Source organism: Staphylococcus sp. GDY8P196P (genome assembly GCF_017891705.1).
GTDB lineage: Bacteria > Bacillota > Bacilli > Staphylococcales > Staphylococcaceae > Staphylococcus > Staphylococcus ureilyticus.
Genome location: NZ_JAESJS010000008.1, coordinates 210,047 through 236,145, shown reverse-complemented (window position 1 = coordinate 236,145; position 26,099 = coordinate 210,047). Strand labels below are relative to the sequence as shown.

At 32.9% G+C, this 26,099-nt stretch carries 28 protein-coding genes; 18 read left to right on the top strand and 10 right to left on the bottom strand.

Going from position 1 to position 26,099, the window contains the following annotated elements:
- The first annotated feature begins 489 nt into the window (after positions 1-489).
- Both KA814_RS04090 and KA814_RS04085 read left to right on the top strand, forming a co-directional pair.
- Positions 490-1,872: an amino acid permease gene (locus KA814_RS04090; protein ID WP_064209864.1), complete on the top strand. Its 1,383-nt coding sequence runs from the start codon at positions 490-492 to the stop codon at positions 1,870-1,872.
- A 75-nt stretch (positions 1,873-1,947) separates the two neighbouring features.
- The gene (locus KA814_RS04085; protein WP_040029923.1) at positions 1,948-2,424 is read left to right on the top strand and encodes an SRPBCC domain-containing protein; all 477 of its coding nucleotides are present in this window, start codon (positions 1,948-1,950) and stop codon (positions 2,422-2,424) included.
- A 156-nt stretch (positions 2,425-2,580) separates the two neighbouring features.
- Here the strand turns inward: KA814_RS04085 and KA814_RS04080 are convergent, their stop codons facing one another.
- Positions 2,581-3,762 (bottom strand): MFS transporter, encoded by a 1,182-nt coding sequence (locus tag KA814_RS04080; RefSeq protein ID WP_070039435.1) that lies wholly within the window; start codon positions 3,760-3,762, stop codon positions 2,581-2,583.
- A 123-nt stretch (positions 3,763-3,885) separates the two neighbouring features.
- Here KA814_RS04080 and KA814_RS04075 point away from each other — a divergent pair, with 123 nt between their 5' ends.
- Complete coding sequence (locus tag KA814_RS04075; RefSeq protein ID WP_040029925.1) at positions 3,886-4,776, top strand: LysR family transcriptional regulator; 891 nt, start codon at positions 3,886-3,888, stop codon at positions 4,774-4,776.
- Between the two features lie 250 nt (positions 4,777-5,026).
- Here KA814_RS04075 and fusF read toward each other — a convergent pair whose 3' ends face one another.
- Positions 5,027-5,671, bottom strand: a complete 645-nt coding sequence (fusF, locus tag KA814_RS04070) for a fusidic acid resistance EF-G-binding protein FusF (protein WP_040029926.1) — start codon at positions 5,669-5,671, stop codon at positions 5,027-5,029.
- A gap of 408 nt (positions 5,672-6,079) precedes the next feature.
- Between fusF and KA814_RS04065 the strand changes: the two genes are divergently transcribed.
- Positions 6,080-7,036, top strand: coding sequence for an NAD-dependent epimerase/dehydratase family protein (locus KA814_RS04065; protein ID WP_064209862.1), 957 nt, complete (start codon positions 6,080-6,082; stop codon positions 7,034-7,036).
- 529 nt (positions 7,037-7,565) lie between these two features.
- On the top strand, positions 7,566-8,642 hold the full coding sequence (locus tag KA814_RS04060) for a branched-chain amino acid aminotransferase (RefSeq protein WP_040029928.1): 1,077 nt from the start codon (positions 7,566-7,568) through the stop codon (positions 8,640-8,642).
- Positions 8,643-8,777: 135 nt separating this feature from the next.
- Here KA814_RS04060 and KA814_RS04055 read toward each other — a convergent pair whose 3' ends face one another.
- Complete coding sequence (locus tag KA814_RS04055) at positions 8,778-9,293, bottom strand: cupin domain-containing protein (RefSeq protein WP_371913910.1); 516 nt, start codon at positions 9,291-9,293, stop codon at positions 8,778-8,780.
- Between the two features lie 165 nt (positions 9,294-9,458).
- Between KA814_RS04055 and KA814_RS04050 the strand changes: the two genes are divergently transcribed.
- Complete coding sequence (locus KA814_RS04050) at positions 9,459-10,145, top strand: HAD family hydrolase (RefSeq protein WP_046207247.1); 687 nt, start codon at positions 9,459-9,461, stop codon at positions 10,143-10,145.
- Positions 10,146-10,362: 217 nt separating this feature from the next.
- Complete coding sequence (locus KA814_RS04045) at positions 10,363-10,752, top strand: hypothetical protein (protein WP_046207248.1); 390 nt, start codon at positions 10,363-10,365, stop codon at positions 10,750-10,752.
- 590 nt (positions 10,753-11,342) lie between these two features.
- On the opposite strand, the gene KA814_RS04040 is transcribed toward KA814_RS04045, so the two are convergent.
- Together KA814_RS04040 and KA814_RS04035 are read right to left on the bottom strand one after the other, a co-directional pair.
- A complete protein-coding gene (locus KA814_RS04040) occupies positions 11,343-12,005 on the bottom strand; it encodes a deoxynucleoside kinase (RefSeq protein WP_064209603.1) in 663 nt (220 codons plus the stop codon).
- Positions 11,998-12,615 carry a deoxynucleoside kinase gene (locus KA814_RS04035; RefSeq protein ID WP_046207250.1) on the bottom strand — a complete coding sequence of 206 codons (618 nt, stop codon included), beginning with the start codon at positions 12,613-12,615 and terminating at the stop codon, positions 11,998-12,000. The genes KA814_RS04040 and KA814_RS04035 overlap by 8 nt, the downstream gene beginning before the upstream one ends.
- Before the next feature lie 64 nt (positions 12,616-12,679).
- Here KA814_RS04035 and tadA point away from each other — a divergent pair, with 64 nt between their 5' ends.
- The 3 genes from tadA (at position 12,680) to KA814_RS04020 (ending at position 14,726) form a co-directional block, all read left to right on the top strand.
- A complete protein-coding gene (gene tadA / locus KA814_RS04030; protein ID WP_046207251.1) occupies positions 12,680-13,189 on the top strand; it encodes a tRNA adenosine(34) deaminase TadA in 510 nt (169 codons plus the stop codon).
- A 79-nt stretch (positions 13,190-13,268) separates the two neighbouring features.
- Entirely contained in the window at positions 13,269-14,141 is an 873-nt protein-coding gene (locus KA814_RS04025) for a Cof-type HAD-IIB family hydrolase (protein WP_046207252.1), read from the top strand.
- An 18-nt stretch (positions 14,142-14,159) separates the two neighbouring features.
- Entirely contained in the window at positions 14,160-14,726 is a 567-nt protein-coding gene (locus KA814_RS04020; protein ID WP_046207253.1) for an NADPH-dependent FMN reductase, read from the top strand.
- Positions 14,727-14,861: 135 nt separating this feature from the next.
- Here KA814_RS04020 and KA814_RS04015 read toward each other — a convergent pair whose 3' ends face one another.
- From KA814_RS04015 to KA814_RS03995, 5 genes are all read right to left on the bottom strand, one after another.
- Positions 14,862-15,200: a transcriptional regulator, SarA/Rot family gene (locus KA814_RS04015; RefSeq protein WP_046207254.1), complete on the bottom strand. Its 339-nt coding sequence runs from the start codon at positions 15,198-15,200 to the stop codon at positions 14,862-14,864.
- Between the two features lie 36 nt (positions 15,201-15,236).
- Positions 15,237-16,043, bottom strand: coding sequence for a helix-turn-helix transcriptional regulator (locus KA814_RS04010; RefSeq protein ID WP_064209602.1), 807 nt, complete (start codon positions 16,041-16,043; stop codon positions 15,237-15,239).
- 381 nt (positions 16,044-16,424) lie between these two features.
- Positions 16,425-17,303, bottom strand: coding sequence for a GTP cyclohydrolase FolE2 (gene folE2, locus KA814_RS04005; RefSeq protein ID WP_046207256.1), 879 nt, complete (start codon positions 17,301-17,303; stop codon positions 16,425-16,427).
- 14 nt (positions 17,304-17,317) lie between these two features.
- Positions 17,318-17,983: a bacillithiol biosynthesis deacetylase BshB2 gene (gene bshB2 / locus KA814_RS04000; protein WP_064209601.1), complete on the bottom strand. Its 666-nt coding sequence runs from the start codon at positions 17,981-17,983 to the stop codon at positions 17,318-17,320.
- Positions 17,984-17,995: 12 nt separating this feature from the next.
- Entirely contained in the window at positions 17,996-18,355 is a 360-nt protein-coding gene (locus KA814_RS03995) for a YojF family protein (RefSeq protein ID WP_040029939.1), read from the bottom strand.
- Between the two features lie 360 nt (positions 18,356-18,715).
- Here KA814_RS03995 and KA814_RS03990 point away from each other — a divergent pair, with 360 nt between their 5' ends.
- The 8 genes from KA814_RS03990 (at position 18,716) to KA814_RS03955 (ending at position 25,964) form a co-directional block, all read left to right on the top strand.
- Positions 18,716-19,444, top strand: coding sequence for a glucosamine-6-phosphate deaminase (locus tag KA814_RS03990; protein WP_046207259.1), 729 nt, complete (start codon positions 18,716-18,718; stop codon positions 19,442-19,444).
- Between the two features lie 115 nt (positions 19,445-19,559).
- Positions 19,560-20,192, top strand: coding sequence for a 3-hexulose-6-phosphate synthase (hxlA, locus tag KA814_RS03985; protein ID WP_046207260.1), 633 nt, complete (start codon positions 19,560-19,562; stop codon positions 20,190-20,192).
- A gap of 1 nt (position 20,193) precedes the next feature.
- Complete coding sequence (gene hxlB / locus KA814_RS03980; RefSeq protein ID WP_064209600.1) at positions 20,194-20,742, top strand: 6-phospho-3-hexuloisomerase; 549 nt, start codon at positions 20,194-20,196, stop codon at positions 20,740-20,742.
- A 508-nt stretch (positions 20,743-21,250) separates the two neighbouring features.
- The gene (locus KA814_RS03975; RefSeq protein WP_241497258.1) at positions 21,251-22,618 is read left to right on the top strand and encodes an AMP-binding protein; all 1,368 of its coding nucleotides are present in this window, start codon (positions 21,251-21,253) and stop codon (positions 22,616-22,618) included.
- The gene (locus KA814_RS03970) at positions 22,619-23,761 is read left to right on the top strand and encodes a thiolase family protein (RefSeq protein WP_046207263.1); all 1,143 of its coding nucleotides are present in this window, start codon (positions 22,619-22,621) and stop codon (positions 23,759-23,761) included.
- Positions 23,733-24,116 carry a hypothetical protein gene (locus KA814_RS03965; protein ID WP_064209598.1) on the top strand — a complete coding sequence of 128 codons (384 nt, stop codon included), beginning with the start codon at positions 23,733-23,735 and terminating at the stop codon, positions 24,114-24,116. Before KA814_RS03970 ends, KA814_RS03965 begins: the two co-directional genes overlap by 29 nt.
- Positions 24,097-24,369 (top strand): hypothetical protein, encoded by a 273-nt coding sequence (locus tag KA814_RS03960; RefSeq protein ID WP_064209597.1) that lies wholly within the window; start codon positions 24,097-24,099, stop codon positions 24,367-24,369. The genes KA814_RS03965 and KA814_RS03960 overlap by 20 nt, the downstream gene beginning before the upstream one ends.
- A 182-nt stretch (positions 24,370-24,551) precedes the next feature.
- The gene (locus KA814_RS03955; RefSeq protein WP_064209596.1) at positions 24,552-25,964 is read left to right on the top strand and encodes an MFS transporter; all 1,413 of its coding nucleotides are present in this window, start codon (positions 24,552-24,554) and stop codon (positions 25,962-25,964) included.
- The last annotated feature ends 135 nt before the right edge of the window (positions 25,965-26,099 follow it).

Genomic DNA, 26,099 nt, shown 5'->3' with positions numbered 1-26,099 from the left:
ACTTATAGGGGATGAGAAAATGGATAGTAATGATTAAATGCATGTATATTTATTAGAAAGGCTATATTTTTTGTTCCACATTGTACTGTGACTTGTCTATCTGAGTTAAGAACTATGCCATAATGTAACTACTTTATTATAGCTGTGAAGCATTAAGAGACATACTTTTTTAACATGAATTATTTACAATTACCATAGACTTTAACACACAACGAAGATATAGCACGCAAATATCATGATGTACAATGAAAGTAAAAATAAATAAAATAGTAATTCACTAATAAACTTTATAGTATAAATGAAACAATAGTGTAATAACACATTTTTATTTAAAATAATTTTGAAGAATAGTTGTAATTTTCAGAAAAAAATAATATTATACAATCAAACATTTTTGATTTATAGTATTTTGCAATTTGAAATTAAGGGGTATGATTTTAAGTTCTATATGTTGATTATGTTTTAAAACAAAGGAATTGGAGCAAATTTATGACAAATAAATTAAACAGAGAGTTAAGCAATAGACACATTCAACTTATTGCTATTGGTGGCGCCATTGGTACTGGCCTATTTTTAGGGGCGGGTCAGTCTATCAGTTTGACTGGACCATCGATATTACTCACTTACATAATTGTAGGTTTTGTTTTATTTTTATTTATGCGCGCAATGGGGGAAATGTTACTTGCTAATACGAAATACAAAACATTTGCAGATATAGCTCATGATCAAATTGGAGCTTTTGCTGGTTTTGTAACAGGATGGACGTACTGGTTAACATGGATAACTTCAGGTATGGCAGAAATTACAGCTGTTGCTAAATATGTAGAATATTGGGTTCCAGATTTACCAAATTGGATTACATCATTAGCTTGTATCTTGATACTCATGACTTTCAACTTAACGAGTACGAAAATGTTTGGTGAGTTAGAATTTTGGTTTGCCATTATTAAAGTTGTGACTATACTAGCACTCATAGTTGTAGGTGTAGTGATGATTATATTTGCGATTCAAACGCCATTTGGAAAAACGAGTATATCTAATATTTATAGTAATGGTGGATTATTTACACATGGTGCTTCAGGTTTCTTTATGTCATTTCAAATGGTTGTTTTTTCATTTACAGGTATAGAAATTCTAGGTATTACAGCAGGTGAAACGAGAAATCCACATAAGACGATACCTAAAGCAATCAATAGTGTGCCTATACGTATCTTATTGTTTTATGTAGGGGCCTTAGCAGTTATGATGTCAATTATTCCTTGGCAAGATATAGATCCGAACAACAGTCCATTTGTCAGCTTATTCGCATTAATAGGCGTACCATTTGCAGCTGGTTTAATCAATTTTGTAGTACTTACTGCAGCATCATCAGCTTGTAATAGTGGTATTTTTGCGAATAGTAGAATACTATTTGGACTATCAGAAAAAGGTCAAACACACCATTTGCTAATGAAGACGAATCATAGAGGTGTCCCTTTTGTTGCAATACTTGTCACTTGTGCATTACTGTCTATAACTGTACTGTTAAATTATTTTATTCCAAATGCGACTCAAGTATTTTTCTATGTAACGGCAATTTCAACTATTTTGTTAGTTGTTGTATGGATGTTCATCATGCATGCGTATGCAAAATATGCGAAATCAAATCCTAACCATCACAAAGAAAGTCAGTTTAAGTTACCAGGTGGTATTCACACTGCAAGATTTGTACAATTATTCTTTGTCTTTGTGTTGTTGATATTATTTATTGTACCTGACACAAGAATGGGTGTTGTATTATCACCAATATGGTTTATCTTACTGGGGCTTATCTATTTTAATTACACGAAAAAAGAAAGAGCGATTCAATCACAAGTTAAAGAAAAAGTATAATAAAAATAATTTTAGGGAATATAACCAAAGTAATGATTACTGATAGGTTATATTCCTATTTTTAGGAGGGAAAAAATGGCAATACAGTATGCTAAAGATAAATCAGGCGTTTATCAAACAATAAATTTGAAAATTAAGAGTGACGTGCATCGTATTTTTGATTATTTAAGTACTACAGAAGGGATACAGCAATGGTTTCCGCAGTTGTCATTTCAAGAACGAATAGAAGGCGGGAAAATGTTGTTTCACTTAGACGATAGTGAAGATTTAGAAATGCGTATTACACATTTCGAACCAAATAAAACGATTGGTTTTACATGGGATATTGGAAAAGTGAAATTTGAATTATTTGAACATCAATCATATGTAGAACTCATTTTTTATGAATATTTACCTTTTGAATTTCCACATATTACATTAGATTTTGCTGGTTGGCAATTTCAAACCGAAAGTATCAAAAGTATTGCCGAAACAGGCAAGCCATTATCACAACAGGATTGTGATTTTGATGCGAAAAAAACTGAAATTGAAGCCAGCTTAGCTGTGATTTAAAGTGAAAGGCATTAAAAATGCTTCCAAAACATAAGGCAAGCAAACGACAGTTCGTTTTCGTTTGCTTGCCTTATTAATGTGATATAAGTATATGGTAGATGACAAATTTTGTTACATCCACATTTAGATGATTAGATTAGATTATAAATGATTATATTAATAATTGTTGTTTTTAGCTGCTTTTTTTCCATGTAATAGGAAATAAAGTACAATTGATAAAATAACGAGCGCAGCCATGGTGATATATAGGTTACGATAACCCATAATTGGAATAATCACACCTAAAATAAATGGTCCTATACCAGCGCCGAAATCTGCAAACATATAGAATGTAGAAGTCGCGAGTCCAATTTTTTTAACTGGAGACTGTTGTATAGCAATAGCTTGTGCGCTTGGAATGATAGTACCATATCCAACGCCAATGAAAATTGCTGAAATAAGCAATAATAAACTTGTGTGTGTTGCGCTTAAAAGTATAAGTCCAAGCATGAAACTAATTAATACTGGATACATCACTTTATTTTCACCGTAATGATCATAAATTTTTCCAGTAAACGGACGTGTAACAAATGTACTCACTGCATATACAATAAAGAAGAAACTAGATGCCGTAGCAAGATTGATTTGTTCTGTATAAACAGTTAAAAATGATAGTACACTAGAATAAGCGATACCAACGAATATGATTACAACAGATATTGGTAATGCTTCTTTTTGGATATAAGCACTAAGTCCTTTTTCCTTGGAATTATTGTCTGTTGTTGACGGTTCTGCTTTTGGTAACCCTTTGATAAACAATGAGATAACAAAAGCGAAAATAATGACTGCCAAGCTAACGATAAAAATAGATTCAAAACCAAATCTTTGATTTAATATGATACCAGTGAATGGTCCGATTGCTGAAGCGGTCGTTACGCTTAATGCATAATAACCGATACCTTCACCTTTTCGTTTATCTGGAATAATTCTAGATGAAATGGTTCCAGTTGCAGTTGACGATAAACCAAAAGCAATACCATGCAGTAATCTTACGATCATTAATATAAGAAGACTGTTGATTGCAAAATATAAGCCAACTGTAATAATTGAGAAAATAATACCATATATTAATACTTTTTTAGGCTGCAGATTATCGATAATTCTGCCAGAAACTAAGCGTCCAAATAACATACCGATGATAAATATACCAGCTGCTAAACCACCCATACTTTCTGAAGCGTGGTATTTATCAATTGTAAATATAGTGACAGTGACGATTAATGTATAATGGATTAAATACATTAAAAAGTTTGTCATTGTAATGAAGATAAAATCTTTTGACCAGAGTTTATCGTACATATTTAATACCGTCCTTTAATATAAATTTTTTCAACCATCATTTATTATAATAGATAATGTATACTAATGTATAATTAGAATTTTTTAAGTTTACATAAGCTTTACTGATATAAGGAGGATACAATGAATTTTGAACAATTATCGTATGTTAAAAAGATTTATGAGTTAGAATCTATTGTTCACGCTTCGGAAGCAATGCATATTAGCCAATCAGCGATGAGTCAGTCTATTGCTAATTTAGAGTCAGAGTTAGGGTATAAAATTTTTAATCGTTCACGTAAAGGGACATTGCCAACGGAAGTTGGAAAGCGACTTATACCTTTAATTATAGATATTTTAGAAGCTCAGACGAGTTTATTATCGGAAGTAGAGGCATTGCATAGTAATATCAAAGGTTCATTAAAAATAGCGACGATACCAACCTTATTTAATAAAATTGTACCAAAAGCTTTATCAAATTTTAAAAAAGACTATGCGCATATTGACGTAGAAGTATTTGAAAGTGATAGACAAGAAATTATAAAAATGATTGAAAATAATGAGATTGATATCGGACTTATAGGAAAAACTGAAAATGAAACTTTTAGTCATCACATCGTCCCACACTCATTGAATTTATCTACTGACTTTAAATTAATTGTACCTAAAAAATCTAAACTATCATTAAAAAGCATGGTTGAAATGGAATCAATTAAACAATTTCCTTTTGTCTTGTATGATCGCAATTTTTATCATAATAATTTTAAAGCATTTGAAGATGAAAATGGTCCATTAAAAATTGTGTTTAGAACGAATAATCCAAGTGTATTGATTAAAACAGTTTCCGAGGGGTTGGGTGTAAGTATTGTATCGAGTTTGATGCTAGAAGATGATCCGTTCATACTTAATGGTTTGATTGAGATGCTCCCCATTGGCTCACCATTTGATTATTATATTTATTTTACAGCTTTAACAAATGTTGATCGCGTGAACGAACAAACCATTCGTACTTTTATTGAGTATTTGAAAAATTAAAGTCCCACTTCCCAACTTGTTGGGTTAGTGGGACTTATGCATGAGCGGAAGCTCAAGTAAACCTTTAAAGCACTTCCCAACTTGTTGGGTTAGTGGGAGTTATGCATGAGCGGAAGCTCAGGTAAACCTTTGAAACACTTCCCAACTAGTTGGGTTAGTGGGAGTTATGCATGAGCGAAAGCTCAAGTAATTCTTTGTATTTTGAAGTTAAAGTACTAACATAATGATCATACTAGCGGAACTATAAAACTTATGAGTGGATTTTATCGACGAATTGATAAAATTGTGTAATATCCGACAATTGTTGATTACATTTGATACTGTCAAAACAAATATAGTCACCTTTTTTGGTATATTGTCCATCACCAGAAGTACGTGTTTTACGCATAAATAGAGCGACATTAGATTCTTTATTACAAATTGCGCAATAGCCCTTAACGGTTTGGTTAGCAATGTCGCCATAAAAACCTGTTAAAGTTCCTTGCTCGTTATAATAGATGATAAATTTTCTGTTTGAAGCGATATCGTTCCATCCGATATAAGTACTTTCCAAAAGAATTTCATCACTAATAAGCGGTGATTTAAGCTTTTTAATTTTACGAAAAGTTTTTTCGACTTGTTTTTTTGAAGGGTGTTCAAAGGGTATAACGTATGTCTGTAAAGTTTCTAATATTTTATCTACTTGTACTTTAGTAATACGTATGTTCATTAATTTTTCAATCGCTTCAGTCAACGTATCATCTGTTTGATGAAACTGCTGATAAATGTCTATTTTAGTTGTTTCTTTTATAGAAGCAATTGTATTTAAGTCATTTACTGATTTATAAGCATTAAGTAAATGTGCGATTCGTTCTTTAATATAGTTAAATTGATATGGATAAATTTGTTTTTCCAATTTTTTTAAATTCCTTTCACATTATAATTCTTAAAAGCAAAAGATGCTTTGTGAAAAGAAATTTTAAACAAAGCATCATACTATAGACAGTAATTGCTTTGTATTAATAATGAAGCATTGTTATGCAACATATCATCATCTCCACATATTGTATTTGTTTGTTTTATATCAAATTACCAAGGAAATGTCAAAATCTATATATTATAAAATTTTCCTATATAGCGAGAAGTCAAAAGCTTAACAATCATCAGCTTACAACGACTATATCGTAAAATATAATTAGTTGATTCATGTACACGCGTAGTATACAAAAAAGCGCTTTTATAGTACAATGTTTGTAAATGATAGATGTTTGTCCACTACGAAAATACATTACGATTTCTGTAATAAACAAGGGAGTTTTTGATTATGAAAAAGATAATGATTACAGGTGCTTTAGGTCAAATTGGTACTGAGCTCGTAGTAAAATGTAGAGCGTTATATGGCAATGATAATGTACTTGCCACAGATATTAGAGAACCAGAAACAGGTTCGGCGATTGCTAATGGACCATTTGAAATTTTAGATGTTACAGATAAAAACAGAATGACGGAAATTGTTGAGTCTTTTAAACCAGATACATTTATGCATATGGCGGCATTATTATCTGCAACAGCTGAAAAAAATCCACAATTTGCATGGGATTTAAATATGGGTGGTCTTTTAAATGCTTTAGAAGTAGCTCGAGAATATGACTTACAGTTCTTTACACCAAGTTCAATTGGAGCTTTTGGACCTTCAACACCGAAAGTGAACACACCACAGGTTACGATTCAACGACCAACTTCTATGTATGGCGTTAACAAAGTTGCTGGTGAGCTATTATGCCAATATTACTTTGATAAATTTGGTGTAGATACAAGAAGTGTTAGATTCCCTGGATTAATATCACATATTAAAGAGCCTGGTGGCGGTACAACAGATTATGCAGTAGATATTTATTTTAAAGCAATTCGTGAAGGTCAGTATACAAGCTATATTGCTAAAGATACATTTATGGATATGATGTATATGGAAGATGCAATTGACGCTATTATCAAGTTAATGGAAGCAGACGGCGTAAAATTAATTAATCGTAACGCCTATAATTTGAGTGCGATGAGCATTGAACCAGAAATGGTCAAAGCGGCAATTCAAGAGCATTACCCAGATTTTAAATTAAATTACGAAGTTGACCCAGACAGACAAGGTATTGCTGACAGTTGGCCAAATAGTATTGATACAAGTTGTGCTAGAGCAGAGTGGGGCTTTAATCCTAAATATGATTTGACTAAAATGACAGAAGTTATGCTTAAAGAAATCTCAAATAAAGATAAAGTAAGATAATTACTTTTGAAATAATCGATGACAAAGCGATTAAGGTATAAACTTTTAAAAAGTAAGAGCGCTAATTCACTTTGGATTAGTGCTTTTTATATTTGAAGTTATATCATCATGTACGTGAATGCTTCTTGTCTGATATATGGTTTAGCCATATAATCTTGCAGTTATGACGTTCCTTGAGTGTTAGTGTTGTACAATACCTATGTACAGCTTTTAATACTCAAAAAAGCCTTTTTCCTATCGTTCACTACACAATATCAATGAAAATTTTGAACTTAGTTACTAATATTAATAGATTGTGATATATCAATATCGATTTCCGTAGTATCTCAAAAGATGTGAACGTTCATGCTTTAATCAGTGACATCTATGTATTATCTTCTATATGATGTTACACTTGAATCAATTAATTTCATTAGTTTAACCAAAGATGTTGTTATTTTTTAAATTTTTTGAAAATTATTGAATGAAACTATTCTGATTGGTATAATTTAATGTATTAGTTATTAATAGAACATTGGAGGAAACAGTCATGTCAGAAAAAATAAAATTGATACAGCGTGAAAGCCTTAAAGAAAAACCAGATCCAAGTAATTTAGGATTTGGGGAATATTTCACAGATTATATGCTAAGTTTCGATTACGATACTGATCAAGGATGGCATGATTTGAAAATTGTGCCTTATGGACCGATTGAACTTTCTCCAGCGGCCCAAGTATTACATTATGGACAAGCAGTATTCGAAGGATTGAAAGCTTATAAACATGACGGCGAAGTAGATTTATTCCGTCCATCTGAAAATTTTAAACGTATTAACAATTCTTTAGCACGTCTAGATATGCCTCAAGTTGATGAAGATACGTTATTAGAAGGTTTAAAACAATTAGTAGATATCGAACGTGATTGGGTACCAGAAGGAGAAGGCCAATCATTATACATACGACCATATGTATTTGCTACAGAGGGTATTTTAGGTGTACGACCTTCATATTCATATAAATTATTAATTATTTTATCACCTTCAGGTTCTTATTACGGTGGTGACTCTTTAAATCCGACAAAAATTTATGTAGAAGATGAATATGTACGTGCAGTCCGTGGTGGTGTTGGTCATGCAAAAGTAGCTGGTAACTATGCGGCTAGCCTTTTAGCACAAACAAATGCATCAGCACAAGGCTATGACCAAGTACTATGGTTAGATGGTGTAGAGCAGAAATATGTGGAAGAAGTCGGCAGTATGAATATCTTCTTTGTAGAAAATGGAAAAGTGGTAACACCTGCATTAAATGGTAGTATTTTACCAGGTATCACACGAAAAACAGTTATTGAATTAGCGCAAAACTTAGGTTATGAGGTAGAAGAACGTCGTGTATCTATCGATGAATTGATTGAAGCGCATCATAATGGTGAATTGACTGAGGTGTTCGGTACTGGAACAGCAGCGGTGATTTCACCAGTTGGTCAATTAAAATACGGCGATACTGAAATCGTTATTAATAATAATGAAACAGGAGAAGTAACTCAAAATTTATATGATCATTATGTTGGTATTCAAAGTGGTAAGCTTGAGGATCCGAATGGTTGGAGAGTAGTCGTACCAAGATATTAAATTTCTCCCCAAAAGATAACAATAAACAGCACAATAAAAGGAGCAAGTCAGAAATCTCACGTTTCTAAAGATTTCAGCGTCTTGCTCCTTCTTTTTTGTTGAAAACTATTAACAGACAGTCTGCGATGGTTTAACTTAATGCCAATATTTAAATAGCGGGCCATCCTTGCCATATATTGGATCTGTGTCAGGTAAACTTGCATTTTTGATGTTCTCTATATTTTGTGGCCATTCGTCAGGGTTTCCAGTACAAAAATCATAATCTTGACCATTTGGATAGGCACCTATTACTGCAAAATTATGGTAACTGTGAACTCGTTTATGACCATAACCAGCTGGTATGATAATGACATCGCCTTGCTGAATATCTACATGAGGACCAAATTCACCACCTAGTTGTACGATGGCATTTCCTGAAACGACAATTAGGACTTCATGTGTATTGCTATGATAATGATGTACTGGAAATATGCCGCTACGCCAAGCGTTTGACCAATTGTTTTTATTTAAAATATCTAGAGGACTTTCTTCTTGTTTGATTACATTTTTATATAGCAGTACGGCATATTTAGGGTTGTTTGGAATTGAATCATCACTGTCGCAAGAAATGGTTTCGATTTGAACATTAGGGTTAGGTACCAAACTATTCACCTCTTTTATGGTATTACTATAACTCATAACCTAAATATTAGGATTTTAAACGGTGTTCACAGTCAGTATGTTAGTTGAGTTATTTGTTTTAGGAACGATTTTTATATTAAAATTAAGTAGTAAGTTGAGGGATACATATTGTTAAACATAGGAGCTGTTTAAAACATGGAATGGATATTATTTGATAAAGATGGCACAATCATATATTTTGATCGCAGTTGGATGAAAATTGGATTGCAACTCGTTGATGATTTTATGGCAACATATAAGGATGCAATTGACGATATAGATGAAGGTTACGCGTATTTAGGTGTTATAGATGGTGAAATTCAACCAGGTACGATTATGGCTTCAGGCGCATTAGATGAAATGATTGAGGCATTTTGTAAAATTGCAAATCAAGATGTAACAAGTTGGGCTCAACAAAGAAGTCAAGTGCTCGTCGATAATAGGGTGCCAGAAAATGTTTTAGTTGAAGGCATCAGTGAAACATTAGATACGTTAAAGCAAAGAGGTTACAAACTAGGTATTGTGACAAGTGATTCTAAAAGAGGGGTAGAACAATTCTTGGAATACACGCAATTCGACCATTACTTCGATATTGTGATTTCTACTGAAGCGGATGCCGTTGAAAAACCAAATCCTGAAGTGCTAAATCCACTTTTTTATAGATATGATGTAGAACCTGAAAATGTAGCCATTATCGGTGATACTGCGAATGATATCCAAACTGGCATCAATGCTAAATTAGGGTTGAAAGTTGCAGTTTTAACAGGTGTTGGTTTAAAAGAATCATTTACTAAAGCGGATTATATTTTTGAAACTGCAAATAGTGTAGTGGACATATTATAATAATAGGACTAATCCACAAAATATAGGAGCGGGACAGAAATCTAATTTTATTAAATAGATTTCGTCGTTCCACCTTGGCAAGTATGGCTAGAATTGAAAAAACTTGATTTAAAGCGCATTTTCAGTTCAATCACCTACTGTCAATATGGGATTGGGCTGGCACGAATCCATTATGTCTTAGTCTCTATTTGTAAAAAAACGTAAACGAGGTGGTTGAATGATTGATGGAAGATATGCAAATTATCGCGGTGAAACATATAAAGTTGTAGAAATTGTAAGTAATGAAGTATTGTTAGTCACTGAGGATGAACGAGCTACGGAACATGGTTTTGAAGCACAAACGCATCGTCACGCTGCACATACATTATATTATAAACATGTAGCGAGAGATGATGTTGATGAACTTTATGAACTATATCAAGAAGCGAGATATAGTGGTGCTATCTTTGATTTATATCAAGACTTAGAGGGGCAATTATATATAGGTACTGAAGACGAAGATAAAGCAAGTACATTTGGTCTCGACCAAACTGATGAATATTATTATAGTAAGTATGTAGATGAAGACGAGATAGAAAAGATTATTTATCGTAAACATATTGAATAAAGTCCCACTTCCCAACTTGTTGGGTTAGTGGGACTTATGCATGAGCGAAAGCTCAAGTAACCCTTTAAAGCACTTCCCAACTTGTTGGGTTAGTGGGACTTATGCATGAGCAGAAGCTCAGGTAACCCTTTAAACCACTTCCCAACTTGTTGGGTTAGTGGGACTTATGCATGAGCAGAAGCTCAGGTAAACCTTTAAACCACTTCCCAACTTGCTGGGTTAGTGGGACTTATGCATGAGCAGAAGCTCAGGTAAACCTTTAAAGCACTTCCCAACTTGTTGGGTTAGTGGGACTTATGCATGAGCAATGGCTCAGGTAAACCTTTAAAACACTTCCCAACTTGTTGGGTTAGTGGGACTTATGCATGAGCAGAAGCTCAGGTAACCCTTTAAAGCACTTCCCAACTTGTTGGGTTAGTGGGACTTATGCATGAGCAATGGCTCAGGTAATGGGTTAACTTGATGGTGCGTGCAGGAAAGAATTGATTTCTTTCAAAAGATATTGTTGTCCTGCGTTTTGTTCTACATTACAAAATCTGTTTTATATGGTACTATTCTTGATTTTGCAAATGTTTTAAGCAACAAACGTATTATCGTTGATCTACATTTCTATAAGTTTCAATAATGTGACGGATTTTATCAATAACAGGATTTAGTGATTCTGGATCTGCATGTAAATCATATTCATTGATGTTCACTCTTACAACTGGACACGCATTGAATTCACTAATCCAATCTTCATATCGTTTGAATAATTTTTTCCAATATTCTGGATCTGTTTCAATTTCCATTTGTCGACCACGTTGTTTGATGCGATCAATCACTTCATCATAATCACATTCTAAATAGATAAGTACATCTGGTTTTGGGAAGTATGGTGTCATGACCATAGCATTAAATAGTTCGGAATATGTGTTGAAGTCTTCTGAACTCATTGTCCCTTGTTCTTCATGCATCTTAGCAAAAATATCAACATCTTCGTATATAGAGCGATCTTGGATAAAGCCGCCGCCATATTCAAACATACGTTTTTGTTCTTTGAAGCGCTCTGCTAAAAAATAAATTTGTAGATGAAAGCTCCAACGTTCAAAATCATGATAAAACTTATCTAGATAAGGGTTATGATCTACATTTTCAAACGATGTTTTAAAATTTAATCTTTGTGCCAATGCTTTCGTTAATGTTGATTTTCCAACGCCGACTGTACCAGCGATTGTTATCACAGCATCTTGAGGGATACCGTATTTATTCATCATCTTTTCCTCCAATCAATGGTTGCACTAAATCTAAAATATAATTATAATCATTTTCTTGCTTCATAAAATCTAAATCAGTCGTATCTATTCGAATGACACTTTCACCATCTGCTTTTAACGAACGATAATAGGCATTGTAATCACGTTTTAAATTAAGTAAGTAGTCGTCTTCAATCTGATGTTCGAAGCTACGATTACGTAACGCGATACGCTTTTTCAATATTTCTAAATCTGCATCTAGAAAGATAATCACATTTGGCATTTCTAAATCTTCAGTTAAAATATCATAAATTCTAGAAAATTTATTGAATTCAGAAGGTGTTAAAGTATTATTTGCAAATATTTTATTTTTATAAATATGGTAATCACTTACAATACCTGTAGAAATTGCTTCAAGATCTTGAAATTGTTTGTAACGATTACATAAAAAGAACATTTCTGTTTGAAAACTCCATTTGGAAATATCTTCATAAAAATCGGATAGAAAGGGATTTTCATTTACGATTTCTTTTTCTTCATAATAATTAAAAGTCTGGCTAAGTTTATGTGCTAATGAAGATTTACCGACGCCAATCGGCCCTTCAACAGCAATAAATTGTTTTTTCATGTTTTTACCGCTCCAATGTTAAAATAGACAATAAATATTGTACCATATGTGAGGTGATAGACACATGTATACTGACCAATTTTATATGAAAATTGCGCTAGAAGAAGCGCGGAAAGCTGGTGCTATTGGAGAAGTACCAATTGGAGCTATTGTCGTGAAAGATAATGAAGTTATTTCACGAGCGCACAATTTACGAGAATCCACTCAAGATCCTACTGCACATGCTGAACATATTGCGATTCAAAAAGCTGCAAAACAGCTTAATAGTTGGAGGTTAGCGTCCTGTAAACTTTATGTTACTTTGGAACCTTGTGTAATGTGTTCAGGTGCAATCGTCATGAGTCGTATTCCCGAAGTAATCTATGGTGCACAAGACTTAAAAGGTGGTTGTGCAGGTAGTTTGATGGATCTGTTGCAAGAATCGCGATTTAACCATCGGGCCAAAGTTACTACAGGTGTATTAGCAGAGGAATGTAGCCATTTATTGAAGACATTTTTTAAAGATATTAGACAAAAAAAGAAAATCATACGAACAGAGGATAATACAAATAGTGAAACATTTGGTAAAATATGAAATGTGTTACAAAATTATGGCAATTTGTAAATGAGTATTCAATCGGTGTTTTGAGATAAAGTAGAAACGAGGTAAATCAATGATAAATTTAATTGCAACAGATATGGATGGTACGTTATTGAACGCTGCACATGAAATATCAGAAGAAAATATCCAAGCTATCAAATATGCACAATCACAAGGCATAACTGTAGTCATTGCTACTGGTCGGGCATTTTATGAAGCAAATGCACCAATCAATCAAACAGACTTAAAAGTGCCATATATTTGTTTGAACGGTGCAGAAGTCAGAGATGAATCATTTAATATTATGAGCACTTCAAATTTAAATAGAGAACTCATAAATCGCATTACGGTAGAATTAAATAAAGAAAACATTTTCTATCAAGTGTATACCAACTTAGGCATCTATACTGAGAATCCATTACGAGACTTAGAGATTTATATTGATATTGCACAACGTGCTGGTCAAGAAGCAGATGTAGAAAAAATTAAAAGTGGCATTCAAAAACGTATAGATAACGGTACATTAAAAGTAGTTGAGAATTATGACAAAATTCAAGATACACCTGGTGAAATTGTGATGAAAATATTAGCTTTTGATAGTGATTTAGAAAAAATTGATCGAGTAAGTGAAACATTAGCAAAATCAGAAAGTTTGGCAATTTCTTCTTCATCACGCGGAAATATAGAAATTACGCATTCAGATGCACAAAAAGGTATTGCTTTAAACACGATTGCAGAGCGTCTAAATATTGATATGGAAAATGTTATGGCAATCGGTGATAATATGAATGATGTTTCAATGTTGGAACGCGTCGGTTATTCAGTTGCAATGGAGAATGCAGCTCCAGAAGTTAAAGCAATCGCAAAATATGAAACTGACTCTAATGAACAAAGTGGTGTTGGTAAAGCGATAATGAAACTACTTAGAGAAAATAACAAATCATAGCATGAGGTGAAAGGATAAATGAAAGGATTAATCATAATAGGGAGTGCTAAAATGGGCTCGCATACAAATGCTTTAGCTCATTATTTAAAAGGTCATTTTGAAGACCAATATTTTGAGGTTGAGATCTTTGATCTAGCGGAACACCCAATTCATCAACTGGATGTCTCTGGCGTTTCTTCACCAAGTGAAGTGTATAAAAATAATTTAACATTATTACAAACGAAAGCGCGAAATGCAGATTTCTTTATATTAGGAACACCAAACTACCATGGGTCATATTCTGGTATTTTAAAAAATGCATTGGATCATTTAACGATGGATGATTTTAAAATGAAACCAGTTGGATTAATCGGTAACAGTGGTGGAATTGTAAGCTCTGAACCATTGTCTCATTTACGTTTGATAGTACGTTCATTACTCGGAATCGCAGTACCAACGCAGATTGCGACGCATGATACAGACTATAATAAATTAGATGATGGTACGTATTACTTGGATAACGAGGAGTTTCAATTACGTTCAAGACTATTTGTGGATCAAATTATTTCATTTGTGAAAAATAGTCCGTATGAACACTTGAAATAGTGTGAAGTCATTTTTGAATAGGGGTTACGATGCAAGTTGTATCTCACTATGTACATAATCTAAAGGGTTTTGGAGCGCATATGAAATCAAACATTACTTTGATTTCATATGCGCTCTTATGTTGCTGAGGTTTAATTAGGCAGTACTGTGAAGTATTGAATTAACTATTAAATGATACTGTTCAATCAGCTGTTTAATTTCTTCTAACTTGATATCATGCAAATAAATACATCTTTCATCAGATTGATCTCGAGATTTTTTTAAAAGGTTAAGTTCGATAAAATGGTTGATTTGTGAAGATACAGGTGAATTTTGGACTTGTAATAACTTTTTTAATTCAATGGCATTTATTTTATTCTTATTAAGATAGAGCAATTTATCCAAAATGATTACCTCAGAAATCGTAAGATTCAAATTTTGTTTCACTACTTTATTAATCAATCCTCTTTTTTCTTCATAAATAATTGTATTCATATTGTCACCACACTTTTAATATTTTGCTTTTATGCGTTAAATTGAAATTGTTGATAGAAATAGAATTTTAAATGTTGAATTACTGACTAGTTTCTTATGGTATTTAAAATCAGAAGGTTGGCAACCAATAATATTATTGAACAGATAACAATATTCATTTTGACTACGAAAATCATAGCGTTGTTGAACAATGTTTAAATGATCACCATTAAGCAAATCACATATGGAAGCATGAATTTTAGATGACGTAATATATTGAGATAACTTACAGTTCATCAATGTTGAAAATTCTCTTGATAAAAAGCTATTATTTACAAAAAAATAATTAGCAATTTCTTTGCAGGTAATTTTAGTCGTTAAATGCGTATTAACATATTGTACGACATCTTTAATTAAAGATGTTTTATAACTGCATTGTAATTCAGAACTTTGAAAATTTTGATGCTCAGAATATTTTATACTTTTAATTAAATCTTTAATGGCATTGTTCGGATTGGTTATAGATTGATGTTGAATCGCATCAATTATATCTAATAATTTGAGGCGTATCTCTTTTTTTAACGATATATGTTTAAACGTGTTAAAATTTAGTTGCTGGAAGTATTGATAATAGTAAAAATTATTTAGTGAAAGACAGATTAAACTACCGTTAAAAGAGATTTGTATAATGGATTCATAGTCGTGGATATGAAATATGTCACCTACTTTAAAATGATGGAAAGTAGTGTTTTTCAAAGCCACAAATTCTCCTTCTGTTACTAAAAAAATATGTAGAAAATGAGGTCTGCTTAATTGGCTTATAGAGCCATACTGCGCATGTTTTATTTTAAAAGTATCATCCATTTTATTGGTTTCACCACTTACATCAAAATAAAAATTAATTATAAACTACTACTGTAATTATTTTAATATGAAAATTGTATATAGAACATTAATAAAATTTAACAGTTAATATACATTATTTTATAATTAGTTGTAGATGGATATACTTAGTGGTGGTATTTTTAAATGAACCATTAAAATTTTACTATTACAAATTTAACTAATGAATTTGGAGAAAAATAACATTATTTAGTAAGGATGGAAAGTTTAATTGTTGAGAGAATGTTTTGAAATTAAAATAAAAATTGAATAAAAAATAATAGGCTACTAAACTTCTATATCATTTAGAAATTAAGTAGCCTATTTTTGATGATTTGCTGTGTTAATTTATAGTTATAATTACTATTTTCTATATTTTATTTTTGCAAAAGCGTCATGTTGGTGAATAGATTCTTCGTTTCTACACTCAATATCAAAGCCCTCAATCCAATCAAAATCGACTAAATCTGCTGCGATAAGGCGAATTAAATCTTCAACAAATCTCGGATTTTCATAAGCGCGTTCTGTGACACTTTTTTCATCTGGTCGTTTTAATATAGGGTAAAGTATAGAACTTGCGTTGGCTTCCATTGCATCTAAAATTTTTTCTTTGTAGTCATCTGTTAAAATAGTTTCGTTATTCAAAATTGCTTTAACGGTAATGATACCGCGTTGGTTATGCGCCGAGTACTCACTGATTTCTTTTGAACAAGGGCACAATGTTGTAACTGCAGCTTGTAGTGTAATTTCTTTTCTTGTAATATTTTCCTTGTTTATCGCCATACCGTATGTCACATCTGCATGGCCTACAGCTTTGATATTCGTGATTGGACTGTAGCGATCAAAGAACCATTTAGCTGAAACATCAACGCCAGCAGCATTTTGTTCCATGCGTTCTTGTAAGCTACGCAAAAGACGATACAAAGAATCGAAATCTAATTCAATGCCATTGTCATAGTGTTTTTCAACACTTTCTAGAATACGGCTCATATTTATACCTTTTTCATCTTGATTAAGGCTTGTTGAGAAACTGAAGTTTCCAGCTGTTTGAAAACGGTCAACTAATACAGGATATACAAGATTTTTAATACCTACTTCTTCAATTTCAAATAAGTAGTTTTTGTTCGTACTTTGCAAATCTTTCATTTCTTCTTTAACGGTTGGTTTTGTACCTTCGATTGGATCAACTGAACCAAAATGTTTCCATCGACCTTCTCGAGTTGATAAATCAAATTCTGTCATGATATTGCCTCCACTTAAGATTCAAAGTTATAAGTCCAATAAGGTTCAACTTCTAAAAAGCTTTGCGCTTCTCCAGAAACATCAGGTGTAGCAAGTTGTTTTAAGAATGGTCCTGTTTGAGATGCGTGTGCTTCAAACGCGCGAAGTTTTACCTCTTTATAATCACTGATCTCATTTAGAATGTCAGGTTCACCCAATTTTTCAGGTGCATCATTACTAAATGCAACAAGTTGTAGACGGGGTCTTTCTGATGGCTTCATGCGTCCCACAGTTCTCACGACTGCTTCTGCTGTAGCTTCATGGTCTGGGTGCACTGCAAATTTAGGGTAGAACGATATGATGACGGATGGATTTAATTCATCAATTAATGACTGTACCATCTCATCCATTTCGTCGTGAGGTTCAAATTCTACAGTTTTATCACGTAAGCCCATTTTGCGTAAATCAGTTATACCAATGGCAGCCATCGCAGCTTCTAATTCTTTTTCACGAATGTCAGGTAAAGATTCACGAGTGGCAAATGGTGGGTTACCTAAATTACGTCCCATTTGACCTAATGTTAAACAAGCGTATGTGACTGGTACACCATTATCTATATAACGTGCCAATGTCCCTGCAGATGAGAATGATTCATCATCTGGATGTGGAAAAATAACTAATACATGGCTTTCCTCTGTCATGATTCATCCTCCTTATGCTTTAAATGGTTGAGTGCTTATTTCTAAAGCAGCAGCTAGTTGACCTTCATAGTTAAAGCCAGCTAATAGAAATTCACCTTGCTCATTTATTTCGTAATGTGTTAAACCTTGAACGTAGACCCAACCGCCATCTTTTAGTTTTAAACCTACACGATATGGGTCTTTATTACCACCTTTAAGCTGTGCATGCTCAAAAGTGACTTGAATATTTCTTAAAAAAGTGCCCGCGTTAAATACACGTTGATCAAAATGTGCAGCATATGCACCATTCGTCGTCTCTACATGTAAATACACGGGTTTATCTTCATATGAAGAAAGTAATGTTTGTACTTTTTCATCTATTATTGATTCCAAACTTTTTGCCTCCTTGATTCCAAACCCCTATATTTTTATGCAATAAATTGTACGATACAAGTGTTAATAAAAATAATCAGTCTAATCTTTAGTGTAAACTGACTTTGAAACATTTTCTACCTGAAAAATGAATTTCAACTTAGATTTATACATAAAATTTTGATTATCTATTTATTTTACTAAAAACAGCGATGAAAATGTATTAGTCTGCTCATTATACTTTTAGTCATTTTAAACAATCATTACAATTTATCAAATATCGATTTTCTGTAAAAACGATTAAAAGCACGTATAATAGAAGTGTATTCACATTTTGTTTATAGCTAATGACAAATTCAATATATTTGGGAGGGCAATAACATGAAAATCACAAATTTAGGGTCTAGTGCATATGCTTCATTTTATGTTGCATGTGAATTGTTTAAACAAATGAGTCAACAACCACATAGTAAATTAGGATTAGCTACAGGTGGGACAATGGTAGAAGTTTACGAATTTCTAGTTAGTTTACTGCAAAAGAATCAATTAGATGTATCTGGAATAGAAACATTTAATCTAGATGAATATGTCGGTTTATCGGCGACGCATGAACAAAGTTATCATCGTTATATGAATGATATTTTATTTAATCGTTATCCACATTTTACGAAATCTTTGATACACATTCCTGATGGAGCTGCAGAAAACTTAATGGAAGAAACGAAGCGATATGAAGATTTAATCAATCAAAAAGGACCAATGGATATACAAATATTAGGTATTGGTGAAAATGGTCATATCGGTTTTAATGAACCAGGGACTGATATGAATAGTACCACTCAAGTTGTGGATTTAACTGATAGTACAATCAATGCAAATAGTCGTTATTTTGATAATGAAAGTGAAGTACCTAAACAAGCTGTGTCCATGGGTTTAGCTTCAATTTTAAAAGCGAAAAGAATCATTTTGTTAGCATTTGGAGAGAAAAAAAGAGAAGCAATTGAACAATTAGCTAAGCATGAAGTTAATAAACAGGTTCCAGCTACGATTCTGCTTGCACATCCTGATGTTGAAATTTACGTTGATGACGCTGCAGCACCTCGCTTATAATCTCTCAGTTTAAATTATTACTTTAAGGGTAAAGCATTTATGCGTAAGTTTTTAAATAAAGTAAGTTAGGTCATGATTTCCATGCCTATCATTAAATCAAGAAGGGATGATCATTTTGGAATTACAACTAGCAATTGATTTATTAAATAAAGAGGAAGCGGCAGAACTTGCAAATAAAGTTAAAGATTATGTTGATATTGTAGAAATTGGTACACCTATTGTGATTAATGAAGGTTTACCGGCTGTTCAACATTTAGATAATAATATCGATGGTGTGAAAGTACTTGCAGATTTAAAAATTATGGATGCGGCAGATTATGAGGTAAGCCAAGCTGTTAAGTATGGCGCAGATGTAGTTACAATCCTAGGTGTTGCAGAAGATGCATCTATTAAAGCTGCGGTAGACGAAGCACATAAAAATAATAAAGAATTACTTGTAGATATGATTGCAGTACAAGATTTACAAAAACGTGCGAAAGAATTAGACGAATTAGGTGCGGATTATATCGCTGTTCATACTGGTTATGATTTACAAGCAGAAGGTGAATCTCCATTAGAAAGCTTAAGACAAGTTAAATCAGTGATTAATCAATCTAAAGTTGCTGTAATTGGTGGTATTAAACCAGATACAATTAAAGAAGTGGTAGCTGAGGACCCAGATTTAGTTGTAGTTGGTGGCGGCATTGCTAACGCAGATGACCCAGTTGAAGCAGCAAAACAATGTAGAGATGCGATTGAAGGTAGATAAGATGAGTGAAATTACAAATTATCGTTTGATTTTAGACGAGTTAGATCATACGTTATCTCATGTTAGAGATAGTGAAACACAAGCTTTTTTATCGCAAGTGACTAAAGCAAAACATGTATTTGTAGCAGGTAAAGGACGTTCTGGATTTGTAGCAAATAGTTTTGCTATGCGTTTAAATCAACTTGGAAAATTTGCTTATGTTATTGGAGAATCAACTACACCTTCAATTACTGAAAATGATTTATTTATTGTCATTTCAGGTTCAGGTTCAACGGAACACTTGAGATTATTAGTTGAAAAAGCAAAATCTGTTGATGCAGAAGTTGTGTTATTATCTACGAATCCAAATTCGGCAATTGGCGCATCGGCAAACACTGTTATAGAACTTCCTGCAGGTACAAAATATGATGCAGAAGGATCTGCACAACCCTTAGGTAGTTTGTTTGAACAAGCAGCGCAAGTCTTTTTAGATAGTTTAGTACTAGATTTAATGAACGAACTTAATGTCGATGAAGAAACGATGCAAAGTAATCATGCTAATTTAGAGTAGTGTATTAGAATAAAACGTTTTTTAGTTGAGGACGTGAACGATGAATCTCATCCTCATAGAAAAGAGCTAACCTCAAATAGTTAGCTCTTTTTTTATGAGAAATTTTACAAATTAATTTTGGCCTGCGATGTTTTCTTGATAATATGATTCACATAATCCAAGGGCAAAACTATTAAAAATTTTCAATCATTTCCAGGGGAACAACAGTCAACATGGTACAAGATGCTTTGGTTAATCAATATTAATTCCAACGATAGTGTTAATGGAAATAGAAATATTTTTTAATCATTTACTTAATAAAAGATTTAGAAATATAGCTTTATATGCTTAAAATTGGGATAATTCACCACGAATTGTGCCATTTTTTGTATTTTAAGGAAACAAGATTCAAAATGACTCAATTTGAATTAAAAATTTGGGAATTTTATGGCATTGGACACCAAATGTTTTCATTATATTATTCTATGCCCTAAATGTTAATATATTTTGTATAAAAGTTAACAAAGGGGTGTTGCATTTGGAAATTTTAGAAAAAATAGAAAATCACGCTAAGAAACAACCGCATCAAGTTGCTTTGCGCTTTGATGAACAAGCATTAACATATGATGAATTAATTAAAGAATTAAATAACAAAAGTGACTTATTTTCTAATATACCTAAACATAGCATTGTAGGATTGGTCACACGACATCCGCAGAAGGCAATGATTATTTATTTAGCATTGTTAAAAAGTGAGTGTGTACCATGTATTTTTGATGATAGATGGTCGAGCGTGCAAACCTTCAATTTAGTCGAAAAATACGGTGTTCAATATCTTATGGAAGAAGAGGATTTAAGTATACATAATGTGACCCAAAAAGATAATTTCAAGGACGATGACGATTTGTTACATATCGCTTTTACATCTGGAACGACAGGCTTACCTAAAGCATATTATAGGGGAGCGTTATCTTGGATTAAGTCTTTTTCCAAAAATGATCAATTATTTGACAGAATGATAAATACAGTTGTTGCTCCGGGTCCGTTGTCGCATTCTTTATCGTTATATGCATGTATTTATGCATTATATACAGGTAGAACATTTATTGGACAGCGATATTTTGAAGCCAAGCGTTTAATGCAGACAATCCAACACCAAAAAGTCAACACAGCGTGTTTTATGGTGCCAACAATGATACAAGCTTGCGTTGCAACTCAAATTTTAATAGAAGGAAAACATTATATTTTAAGTACTGGGGATAAACTTGGCTTACATATTCGTCAACGTATTCAACAATGTTTCCCTAAAAGTGATCTAATTGAGTTCTTTGGGACATCAGAAGCTAGCTTTATTAGTTATAACTTCAATAATAGTGCACCACCAGAATCTGTTGGCAAATTGTTTCACAACGTGCACGTGAATATTGAACAGCCTGACGTATCAGGTATAGGCCTACTAAAGATAAGAAGTGATATGTCATTTGGTGGTTATGTTGATGAAGATGTCAGCGATGATAGTTGGATTGAAACAGGAGATTTTGCATCATGTGACGCGCATGCACATTTATTTTTACATGGTAGAAAGCATGATCGTATGATTATTGGTGGACGTAATGTTTATCCGTTTGAAATTGAACAGCATGCAAAATCCATTAATTTATTCAAAGAAGTAGTTGTTATCAGTGAAAAACATTCTAAATTTGGAGAAATTGCCGTATTACTATATACCGGTGATCATACAGTTCGTTATAACGATTTTAGAAAAATTATGAAACATCATGTAGCGCGTTACCAAATACCATCGAAACTAGTTAAAGTAAAGCAAATGGTCTATACCTCAAGTGGAAAGATTGCGCGCGAACGTATGAAACAATGCTATTTAAAAGGAGAATTATAAATGAATGAAGCGGTAATTATAGCAGCGAAACGTACAGCATTTGGGAAGTATGGTGGGAAATTGAGACATTTAGAACCTGAATTATTATTACAGCCACTATTCAATTATTTGAAAAATAACTTCCCTGCAATTGTTAATAATATAGATGACGTGATTTTAGGTAATGTTATCGGAAATGGAGGTAATATTGCGCGAAAGGCACTTTTAGAAGCTGGATTAAATCAACAAGTGCCAGGTGTGACGGTTGATCGCCAATGTGGTTCGGGATTAGAGGCTGTAAATCAAGCCTGTCGCATGATACAAGCAGGTGCAGGGTCAATATACATTGCAGGTGGCGTGGAAAGTACAAGCAGAGCACCCTGGAAGATTAAGCGGCCACAATCTGTATATGACACACATTTACCAGAATTTTATGAAAGAGCATCATTTGCACCTCAAGGCCAAGATCCATCTATGATACAAGCAGCTGAAAATGTTGCAGAAAGATATGGTATATCAAGATTTGAACAAGATGAATTCGCATGGCACAGTCATCAAAAAACGCTTGATGCATATAACCATCGTAAGATTACTCAAGAGATAACACCACTGATGATTAAAGGAGAAACATTTCAACAAGATGAAAGTATTAAACCTAAATTAACGCAACAAACGTTAAATCGATTAAAGCCATTATTACCAAACGGGAGCATTACTGCTGGCAACTGTTGTATGAAAAATGACGGTGCCGTACTACTACTTGTCATGGAAAAAACACTTGCTAAAGCATATGGCATACACAGTGGATTATCATTCATTGACCAAGTAACTATAGGTGTAGACCCAAATATACTTGGTATTGGTCCTGTGCCTGCTATAGAAAAACTATTAGCAAAACAGCAATTGTCTTTAAATGATATCGATGCTATAGAATTAAATGAAGCTTTTGCATCACAAGTGTTAGCAAGCCAACAAGCTTTAAACGTACCAGCTGAAAAATTAAATATTTATGGTGGCGCGATAGCTACTGGACATCCTTATGGCGCAAGTGGTGCTGCACTTGTTACACGGCTATTCTATATGGAACATAAACATAGGACAATTGCAACTATGGGTATTGGAGGAGGTATGGGCAATGCCACATTATTTGAAAGATGGTCATGAACAACGAGAAATGATATTCCCAAAAAAAGATGTAGAAGCTTATAATCAATTGTTTGCACAAACGAATAGCGTTGATGTTTCGCCACTTTATTGTGCAAGCCTGTGGCCCGAATTTGAATTGTTCAAACCGTTTATTTCTAGTAAGTTACTATTAAAATCAACAGAAATTGAACAATATCATCCCTTAGCAATTGATGTCATATATCAAGTGCAATTAACATTAATCGAACAAAAAAAGATTCGTCAATTTATCAAATATAGCTTTGAAATGAAAATAAATAAAAATCTGACTAAATGTATATATATTAAGCAAACGTTTTTAGAGAAGGTGAAAAATGATACAGATATTACCTAACGATGTAGAACGATATTTGAGACTTGTCAAAGATGAGAATCCTTTGCATCAACATATTGTACCAGGACAAATGATTGTGCAAATTGCATTGATATACAATGAATTGAATTGGAAAAATTATAAAATTAATTATGTTGAACCAGTTGATACATATGAATTTCTTCATTTTGATTTTGAAAGCAATAATAAATTAATCGTGAAAAATAATTATGATAAAGTTAAAGTTACTATTTTGAAAAAAATAAATAAGTAATCATTGAAAATTGTCCTTAACTAGATAACAAACTTAAAAATAAAATAAATTTTTCCATATTTAAAAACAACTACAATTTTTGTATAAAAATTAAAAAACGGAATTTAAAAAATTTGAAACAGTTTGACATACACTCCGAACTCAGTATAATAAGTAAACATGTTAAGGGAGTGACTTAAATCGTGGATTATGAACAAGATTTTGATAAAAGTAATATTAATAAGGTGAATCCTAGAACTGCGAAAAAAACTGTATTTGCAACCGGTATTGGTAATGCGATGGAATGGTTCGATTTCGGGTTATATTCTTACCTAGCAGTTATATTGGGGCAAAACTTTTTTAGTTCGGTAGAAAATGACCAGTTAAAAACGATATTTACATTTGCCACATTTGCAATTGCATTTTTATTAAGACCAGTAGGTGGCATTATTTTTGGTATTATTGGTGATAAATTTGGTAGGAAAGTCGTTTTAACGACAACCATTATCATGATGGCATTTTCAACTTTGTTAATTGGTTTATTACCTACATATGATCAAATAGGTGTATGGGCGCCAATTTTACTATTATTAGGTAGAGTGCTTCAAGGGTTTTCAACTGGTGGAGAGTATGCAGGTGCGATGGTTTATGTTGCTGAATCCTCACCAGATAAATCTAGAAATGGTCTAGGTTCAGGTTTGGAAATTGGTACATTATCAGGTTATATCGCCGCATCAGTAATCAGTGGCTTACTATTTTTCTTTTTAAATGAGGAACAAATGGCTACATGGGGATGGAGAATACCATTTATTTTGGGTCTATTTTTAGGTATATTTGGTTTTTATTTAAGAAGAAAATTAGAGGAATCTCCAGTATTTGAAAATGAAATAGCTACACAACCTAAACGAGATAACATCGGATTTTTCACAATTGTTCGATATTACTACAAAGATATTATTGTATGTTTTGTAGCTGTAGCATTCTTTAATTGTACTAATTATATGGTAACTTCATATATGCCATCTTATTTACAACAAATAATTAAATTAGATAGCACAACGGTTTCTGTACTTATCACGGTTGTCATGGCAGTAATGATTCCATTGGCATTAATGTTTGGTAGAGTTGCAGATCGCATCGGAGAGAAAAAAGTCTTTTTAATCGGGCTATGTGGCACAGCTATCTTTAGTACTGTGGCATTTGCGTTATTCCAATCAGGTTCGTTGGTTTTAATAATTGTAGGTATATTTACGTTAGGATTTTTCTTGTCTACTTATGAAGCAACGATGCCAGGTTCATTACCAACGATGTTTTATACGCATATCCGTTATCGAACATTGGCGGTAACATTTAATGTGTCAGTCTCATTATTTGGTGGAACAACCCCGTTAATTGCTTCTTCATTGGTTGCGAAAACAGGCGATCCACTTTCACCAGCTTATTACTTAGCGGCAATGAGTGTTATAGGGATTATCGTTATTTCATTGTTACATGTCAGCACAGCAGGTAAATCGCTTAAAGGTTCATATCCAAATGTTCAAAGTGATGAAGAATATGAATATTATACGAAAAATCCTGAGAAAGCTTTATGGTGGGCAGACGATAAACGCGTATAAGTCGAATGACATTACAAACGACTATTAAGAAAATAGTATGCTAGCTATCGATACTAAAACGGAATAGTAGAAATTTAAAAATAGGTTATTCATTTCCTTTTAGAGTTAGGAAGTGAGTACCTATTTTTTTAGTGA